6 protein-coding genes are annotated in these 9,241 nt (G+C 23.6%); 2 read left to right on the top strand and 4 right to left on the bottom strand.

Translation table 11 applies throughout. The features are described 5' to 3' along the window. The first annotated feature begins 1,007 nt into the window (after window positions 1-1,007). A complete protein-coding gene (locus QP548_RS16650; RefSeq protein WP_075808053.1) occupies window positions 1,008-1,469 on the top strand; it encodes a DUF3267 domain-containing protein in 462 nt (153 codons plus the stop codon). Window positions 1,470-1,474: 5 nt separating this feature from the next. Here the strand turns inward: QP548_RS16650 and QP548_RS16645 are convergent, their stop codons facing one another. From QP548_RS16645 to QP548_RS16630, 4 genes are read right to left on the bottom strand one after another with little or no spacing between them, the layout of a single operon-like run. Continuing rightward, complete coding sequence (locus QP548_RS16645; protein WP_060794843.1) at window positions 1,475-2,026, bottom strand: hypothetical protein; 552 nt, start codon at window positions 2,024-2,026, stop codon at window positions 1,475-1,477. Further along, window positions 1,990-3,987, bottom strand: coding sequence for a tyrosine-type recombinase/integrase (locus QP548_RS16640; protein WP_060794844.1), 1,998 nt, complete (start codon window positions 3,985-3,987; stop codon window positions 1,990-1,992). Before QP548_RS16640 ends, QP548_RS16645 begins: the two co-directional genes overlap by 37 nt. Window position 3,988: 1 nt before the next feature. Further along, complete coding sequence (locus QP548_RS16635; RefSeq protein WP_075808052.1) at window positions 3,989-6,799, bottom strand: hypothetical protein; 2,811 nt, start codon at window positions 6,797-6,799, stop codon at window positions 3,989-3,991. Then, window positions 6,796-8,214 (bottom strand): tyrosine-type recombinase/integrase, encoded by a 1,419-nt coding sequence (locus QP548_RS16630; RefSeq protein WP_061414847.1) that lies wholly within the window; start codon window positions 8,212-8,214, stop codon window positions 6,796-6,798. The genes QP548_RS16635 and QP548_RS16630 overlap by 4 nt, the downstream gene beginning before the upstream one ends. A gap of 149 nt (window positions 8,215-8,363) precedes the next feature. On the opposite strand from QP548_RS16630, the gene QP548_RS16625 reads away from it, so the two are divergent. After that, the gene (locus QP548_RS16625) at window positions 8,364-8,810 is read left to right on the top strand and encodes an MgtC/SapB family protein (protein WP_242944774.1); all 447 of its coding nucleotides are present in this window, start codon (window positions 8,364-8,366) and stop codon (window positions 8,808-8,810) included. Window positions 8,811-9,241 lie beyond the last annotated feature (431 nt).

The following is a 9,241-nucleotide window of genomic DNA, read 5'->3' as shown; positions in this document are numbered from 1 at the left end:
ATAATAATTAGTAATATATTTTAATAATATCCTATACAACATCTATAAATAGCATTTTACTTATGAACTCAAGTGTCGAAAATAAAATGCACTTTTTAATTACAATTTCTTTTATAGGTTAAAAATAATAATTAGTAATGTATTTTAATAATATCCTATACAACATCTATAAATAGCATTTTATTTATGAACTCAAGTGTCGAAAATAAAATGTACTTTTTAATTACAATTTCTTTAACACAAATTTTTCATTTAAGTGAAAGTATATTGTGCTATTGGAAATACAATATTTTTATTAATAAATATTATAAAGTTTTATAATAAAAATATGAAATAACATAGATAGAAGATACTATTAAATTTAGAAAGGATATTATATATCATTAAAAGAATATGACATAAATAAAAGACTTTTAATTGGTTAAAATTTAATTAAATGACTATTGAAATAATATAAATATATTAGTTGAAATATTAAATTACCTTATCTATTTTAGATTATATACTAGAAAAATATATTATATAATCAATTGTAGGAATAGTTATGGGGAGGTGTTTTTATGAATATAATTATTGCGTTATTAACTGTAGGATTAATAGGGATAATTACGTTAATAATTCTGTGTTTTAAAGGTGTTAAGTCTATTAAAAATATAAATAATAAAAAAATATAGTTGAATATTGGTTCGGAAATAAAAGAGTCTTGTGTCAAACATAAGACTTTTTTTGAAAAAATACTATAGTAAAAATATTTCTATTAAAATGAATAATTCTTTTGTATAAGATATGCCTAGAAAGAAGGTTAATATTAATGAATTTAGGGGGAGAAGAAAAGATATGATTTCTCAGAAAAATGAATGTAATAACGCAAAAGGACATAGCATTCTACTTAAGTTGCAATGAAAGTATAGGTTGATAAAAATACTGATGGAGTATATTTTAATAGAACTTATGTTATGGACTTTAACTTGAATTTAAAATGAATGCTAATAGGATTAATAGTATCAATGGCATTTCTTGTGGTACATGAGTTATTACATGCGATGTGTTTCCCAAGAGAATATACTGCTGAAATATTCTATTCTCCTGCTGGATTAAGTATTATTCATTGTGCTCCAATTTCAAAAACTCGTTATGCTATAATTTTAGTGGTTCCAGCAGTGATATTAGGTTTATTACCATTGATAATATGGACTTTTATTCCTTTTACGAATACAACACTAAGTTTAATATTATTTATTGTTAGTATTGGGGATTTAGGTGGCACTTCTAATGATTTATATAATTTTTATCAAGTTATCAAGGTTATGCCTAAAAACTCATTTATGATAACATCAAAAGCGAATTGCTATTTTTTTTTTACAAGAGAATTAAATTTATTTAATAAAAAAATCCAGTATAAATTAATACTGGATTTTTATCTAATGAAAATAAAAAGATTGTTTGTTATAAGTTTTAGTAAACTGTAATTGTATTATTTTTTGAATTTATTTATATCTGAAACTAAAGCTTTAGAATTCTTTTTAGATAAAGCTGCTTCTTCGAGTTTAAGTCTAGTATTTTCATTTAATAATGTTTTGTTTTGCTCTTCTAAAATTTTAATTTTTGACTTTAAAATTCCTATTTCAAGGCAATTATCAACCATATAATCCATTTCTTTTTTTAACTGATTATAGTTATTTGTAATAATATCTAATTTATTATTAGATATTAAATCAACATTACATTTAAGAGATGGGATGCGATTATCAATATATTCTTTAAGTATAGAATATCTATTAAAAGTAGACCAGGTTACCCCTGACATTTTACTGATACCTCTATAAGATAAGGATATGCTATCTAACAATTGTTTAATTTCTAAGTATGTTGATTCACAATTTTGAAAGTAATTTTCTATATTCGATAAATATTTTTGTATGTTATTAGGTAAATCATAAAAGCTATCCATATTATGTGATTTTAGAATATCATTAATTGAATTTTCTACTATACTGACATCAGATTTTCTATTTTTTGATTCCATTCTAACACTTCCTTTTTTATGTCATTAAAATTATTGAGAATTAATGAAAGATTACTATATTTAGTTATAATATCTTCGTTATCTCTTTTTTTTATTTCTTCTTCTAGTATTTTTAGTTCTGGTAAAAGTCTTTTATTAATTAATAAAGACATGCTGTTTAATTCTCTTTGATAGCTTTCTATATAGTTATCATTTATTTTGTATAGTTTGGAATTATACTCAATGATTTTAATTTTATCTTGAAATCTTTTGTAACTTAAATATAAAGAGTCAAGGGTAGGAATTTGAATATTAAAATCTTCAAGCATGGTTAGTCTGTTTTGAGTTTCGCACATTACCTCTAAAGTATCTAGCATGCAATAGCCTACATCAACATCAGTCATTGGAAGTTCATATTCATAAAGTAAATCGATTATTTCATTAATATTTCTTTTTATATTTAATTTTTTATGATTAGAAGAAACTAGTTTAAGAAATTTATTTATATCATTATATGCTTTTTTAAATTTTTCATTTTTTAATTCATTTTTTATATCTGGGTCTGATATTTTATTTATATCAGTTTCAAGTTGAGTTCCATCAGAGTTGCTTCTACTAATTAAAGCTTTAGCTATTCCAACTTTCTGCTGTCTTTTAGCTTCTTCACGAATATAGTGCTCCGTCATTTCAGTTGATAAGTGATTCATATGTCGTCTTATCCATTCTAGTTTTTTATGTTCTCTGCAATAAAGAATTGTTGCGCATGTTACTCTATATTGATGAGGTGTTATATAATAAATTTTTTTGCCTTCTGGAGTGAATAGTCCATTGCTTCTTTTAAAATCATTTTTAGTTATAGTCCATATACTAAATTTATTGCGAATTTCTGAAGACATAGAGCCTATATTTAATTCTTCTTTATGATTAAAGTAAAATTCTTTATTTAAATTCCATAAAGATGACGAGTTGTTATATAAATTATTAAATTGATTTAGAATTAGATAATTAGAATTAGATTTTTTTCTTCTAACAGACATTATATCTTTTAATGTTTCATAAGCTAAGACTGCATTAGGAGTCATAAAAGTATATGTCCAATTACCCTCAGAAATAGTAGTTTTATAGGTATAAAACTCAAGTATATATGATTCAGTTTTAGAAGATTCTATACTTTTATCAATATTTGGTAATGAGGGTCTTTCAATTTTTTTTAATTTATCAGATTGTAATATACGAAATTCACCAATCCTCATGCCAGTTTCAGCTAATATAACTATCATACATGCTGTAGTACGTCTTTTTATAGATAAATTATCATTTAATAAATCTTTTATAGCTAATGAAACTATATTATCAAAAACTGATGCTTTATTTGATATATTTTTATATGGAATTAGTTTATGTTTTCCTTTCTCAATCTCTTGCTTTTCCTTTTGTTTATTAATAACAGACAAGTATTTGTAAATATCTTTATAATTTACAGAAGCGTTCATTGAAATAACCTTTAAAAAATCTTTTATAATATTTTTCTTTTTTGACACACGTTTTTCTGTTATGTTCATATTATCAAAATATTCTTTTATCAATGCGACAGTTATGCTTTCCATATAAATAATATTTCTTTTTTCAAGAAATGTTGTAAATTCTTTTAGTATTTCAACCTTATCTCTTACAGTTACCACTCTATTTCCTCTAATAACAAGCTGTCTAAGTGCAAAAAGTTTTACATATTCTATGTATTTTGGGACAATAGAATTAAAATTTATTATATAATCCTCGAAAGGCTTATTTTCTGTATTAAATAAATTATAATTCCAAACATTATCAGTATAATAACATGTTCCAGCTATTGGTATTTGTTTGGTTTGGTGAATTTGTTCTATAGGTGTTAATTTTAAGCGATTACCAATTTCTTCGATATTCCAATTGATTTTATCATTATTTTTATTTAATACTAAATCTTTAATTTGCCCTATACTCATTTTAAACCTCCTTATTTCTATTAAGCATAAATAATTGTTTTTGATAGAAGACACCTAAAAGTTGCAACAATATCTCACAAATTGTTGATTCTTCATAGTTAAGTGTATTTTTTTTGAATGTTTTTATTTCTTCAATATAATGTTCGAATATATAAATCTTTTCTGGTGTAGTTACAAAATCTTTACATTGAAGACATTTATAAAATGGATATTTTTTTAGTAAATCTGTATTTTGATAATCATTATGATTACAAGCTGACTGTTTACAACTTCCAAGTACATTGGTTGAGAGTGAGGTATTTGGGTTTAATGTAACTTCTCCATTTACATTCACATTAGATATAACGGTACCAGTAAAAACTTCAACATAGAATTCTATATCTTTACTATTTATATAATTATTTAAATTAGTTTGAATAGTGCCGCCTATCATATCAAGTATCTCATGAATATCTTTATCTGCTTTAGAAGCAGCTTTTATAATTTCATTTTTTCTCATGTGTCTAATATCATAAATACGATATTTTTTTTCAAGATTTAATGAGTTTAAAACTTCATAGAATTTTCTATAAAAATATGAAGAAAGACTATGAATTGTATATTTATCAAGATTAATTTGATAAGTTGAAGGAGTTATAAATATATACTTAGAATGTTCTTTATTAATAGCATTTTTAGCATAATCTTCTGTTAAATTAATAGCTCTTTGAATTGATTCTATACATTCTAAGGGGATTTGAGTTTCCACTTTTTCTTCTTCGGTTTTGGTGTAATGTTCGATGGTACCATAATAATTTCTTTTATCTATATATACTATACAATTTCTTCTAAGCGACAATATATCTCCTATTCTAAGCTTGGTTTTTGTACAAAGATAAAGTATTATAAATAAAAGTTCTCCGTTTTTAGTTGTATTTTTATCTTTTTTAAATTCTTCAGCTATTTTATTAAAATCATCTATAGACATTCCTCCATCGCTTCCGCTAGGTTTTGTCTGTTTACAGATTAAGTAATCGTTCAAGAGCGTGTTAAATTTGTATTTATCTTTATAGTAATTAACAAATGATTTAACAGGTGAAAATGTATTAGATATTGTCTTGGATTTATTGTAATTACTAACAATACTACACATATAAGTAAGCATAAAATCCTCACTAAAGGTTTCATTAGTACGTACTATAGGAGTTATATTACTATTCTGTATATCATATTCATATTTTAAATTTAGAAAGTCTTTTATTATATAGAAATCACTATACATAGAACCTATGTAGTTATAGTTTTTATTCCAAAGAAAAATTTTTAAATCATTTCTAAAATTTAGGTCATATATTTTTGAAAAATCAAGTCTAATACTATTTAATTTAGTAGCACGGGCATTAGAAGATTTATTTTCAACAATACATAATTTATCTTCTGAAGGTGGGATTTCAAAAGGAGAGTGTATTATGAATTTAAAGCCTTCTTTAAACATAGTATTAAAATTAGAACTTGATAACACTTTTACATTAATTGCAGTATTAATAAATATTTTATGATTATATTTATTAGTTTCTATATATGATAGTAAGAAGATATAAAACTTTTTTAATACGTCAATCATTTTTACATTACTAAAAGAAAATTGAGAATCTTTATTGTCATAAAATTGAAATTGTTTTTTGAATGTTTCAAAAGTTAAGTTTTCAATACAATTCATGTTTTTAGATAATGAACCTAGACTTTCATCAAAATAATATATGAAAAGCCTATTTTCTATTCTAGTTGCAGTGCTTTTTTGAGTTTTATCAAAAGTATTTATAAATTCTATAAGAATTTTTTTAATAAAAATATTATCTGTGTTTAAATTGACTAGAGTACTTGAATTTACAATATTACCTTTAGATTTATATGAATACTCAAATAAATGTAATTGTGATGGAGAACTACTAATTGGGAAATTAGTATAAACTTCTTGAAAGATAAATTGGTCATAATTAGAGTTAGAAGAAGGCTTTGTTCTTTCTTGTACATATAAATAGTCTTGAAATTTATTTAATTCCTGAATATTTTTAAGGTCATTAAATTTGGTATTATTTATTATGTATTTAAATAGTTCTGGTAATAAGCTTTTAAATTTTCCTCTATTAGAACTCTTTATATTACAAAAGGTTACTGAAAAATATACTTTTTGAATTAAATTACAGTAGTTTCTCCAAGTAATGTCAGTTATTTTATATGAACCTATGAGATTAACTAAACCTTTAAGAGTGTATAAGTATTCTTCAACTCCTTTTACAGTATCGAAATTTAAGTTGGTTGGAGCTGTGAATTCTTTACATATAAAACCATCAAGTAATCTTCTTATTTCTTTATCTCCTTTAGATGAATAAATTTCTAAAGCAATAGATTTCCTAATAGAAGGTGTTCCTATTAAAAAATTATTACAATAATTTTTTAGAGTATCTTTATATTCAAATAATTCATTGATATTAGGTGATAATTTATTATTTGTATTATCAACAATATATTCTAAAAGAATAGGAAGGATTTTGTTCAATATTGCTTTTATATCTCTAGATTTATTTTTGGAAATTTTTTCGATAATACTTAAATATATGTCCATCGAAAAATTTTCTATTGTTATATATTCAAAATATTTAATTAGATACTTAATAGCAGAATTGTAATGTTTATTATTTTTTATTGTAAAATTTGAATCTTTTGCTTGGGTATCTATGAAACTATATAATAACCTACTAATTTCATAATCATTATTGTTATTTTCAAGAATTGATTTTATTTTATCCATTAACTCTATTGTTATAGTCAAAGCTTAACACCACTTTCATTCAAAAATTTATTTCCTTGTTTTGCTCTTTTAGCCATTTCTTCTTCTGTTGGATTAAGGTATATAAGACATGATGAAGTACTAGTATGCCTTAATGCGTCTTTAAGTTGAAAAATATCATATTTCTCATGGTCTTTTTTATACATAGCAAAACCATGTCTGAATCTATGATTTAAATTATTTTTTCTATTAAATTTATCAATTGGAATATCAAGTTTTGAAAATATTTTATTTTTAAGATAATTATCATGAACTTTTTTATCTATAGGTGTACCATAACTACTAATAAATATATATCTATTTACTTTGATATTAGATTTAGTAACTTTAGCTGCTATATTTTTGCTTTGAAGATTTTTTTTGCATTTAGGCGTTAAATAACTAATGCTTCTAGATTTTTTTAAATAATTTTGAATTAATTCATAGGTTTCTTCAAATATATATATAGTTTCACATCCAAAAGCCTTACCTAAAGCATTTTCATTGTAACTAGGAGTTTGATAATCGTTTTTAGATATTATACTCATGCAACCTTTAGCACGTTGGTAATGTTTGTCTGTATGTCTATTTCTAAGTGTTATAATTGCAAAATCATCATTATCATTTTTTGATATATCTTCTAGTGTTAATCCCAAAACCTCACCTATACGCATTCCATAAATATACATTAAATGGACTATTAACTCTTCTCTTAATGATGCTACATAGGCTTTATCATCAGATTGTTCTAAAGCCATATTCTGTTCTTCTTTAAAAAGAGCAATAATTAATTTATATTCATTGAATCGAATATATTTAGGAACAGTTTTATGTTTTTCTACCTTTTTATTGTTTCCATACTTTTCGTAGCTTTTTTTGATTGCATGTGAAAAAAATCCAGCATCATTACTTTTGTAGGATACAGTCGTTATTTTACCTTTAAAATAGGAATTATCTAATTCAAGATACTCAAAAAAATTTCTATAAATAGATAGGTACTTATTAACAGTATTATTTCTGCGAATAGATGTTAACTTAAAATCTATGTAGTTTCCTTCTGTATTGCCACCAGATAAAAATCTAGATAACTGACTAAATGGTATTGAAGAAATTTCTTTAATATCGTATATATGATTTATTTCCATAAATGAATAAAGAATCTTTAGTGATGTATAAGCTAATTCACGCATCTTTATACTGCTTTCACCTAAAGCATTATATTCATTTCCATTAATATAATTAAATGCATCTTCAATTAATTTACCTTGTGTATTAAGTATCAAAAAATATGTTTTATCATTATATTTTTTAACAAATCCTTTTATAAAAATGTCTTGAACTTTATCATTATTTATATATATTTCATATCCAGAGCATGAGTAACCTTTAACTTCCTTTATACTTTGATTTAGATTCATTAATTTATCACCTCTTAACTATATGAAATAATATTAACTTAAGTTATTTATAAAAACAATACCATTTTATTTTCCACATACTACTTTTAAATATTTGTTTATAAATATATATTTGGAACCATATTAAATATCCTCATAAAATTGGCTTTTTGGGCGCAGGAACAATATTACAAAACAAAGGATCAGTAAAAGGGTTAACAACTGCTGCATCACTATGGGTTGTGGCTTGTCTTGGTTTAGCTATTGGTATGGGGTATTATAACTTAGGCATTTTAGGATTTTTATTCATATTCTTAACCTTAGTAAGCTTAAAGAAGTTTCAATCTAAATTTATAACCAAGGCTGGAGAAAAATGTTTTGAAATAATATATGAGAAAGATTCACAAGTCTTAGAATTTATAGATAAGATTTTCACTCAAAAAGGTGTGAAGATAAAAAGCATAGAGTTTTTGGGGAGAAATAACAATGAAATTGTGCAATATAAAAATGCTATATATAGAGTTGAATTACCTAACTATATAGAAGTTGGTGAAATAATAAATAAATTAAGTATAAATGACGGAATTATAAAAATAAGTGAATATAATGATATGTAACAATGATTTACTGTAAGTAAAATAAACAAAAAATAAATTTAGGACTTTGCTTTATAATTTGATATTTAGGAAAATGTAGTTTTTCTACATAATAAGACAATAAATAAAAGCAAACTTATCCAAGTGTATCAATATGGTTATTTAAAAGAATTATTTAGAAAAAACAAGAAAAACATATTTAATTTGTATAAATGACTATAAAAAGCTTAATTTATGGGGTTATATATGGTAAGATAAATCTCGTCGCTGAGAGACACAAAAACAATTTACTTTCAAAATTAAATTTAATTAAAAAATTAAAAAACATTTTGAAAAAAGTTGTTGACAAGATTTCGAAGTGGTGATAAACTAAGGAAGTCGCTTGAGGGCGACAACGAAATGGTCTTTGAAAATTAAACAGAAGATATTAACATAAACCAGCAATTCTTTTA

The sequence above is a fragment of the Clostridium sp. UMB9555A genome, assembly GCF_030222355.1.
In the GTDB taxonomy this organism is placed as follows: Bacteria; Bacillota; Clostridia; order Clostridiales; family Clostridiaceae; genus Sarcina; species Sarcina perfringens.
The sequence above is the reverse complement of the archived record's forward strand: the minus strand, read 5'-3'. Positions and strand labels throughout refer to the sequence as shown.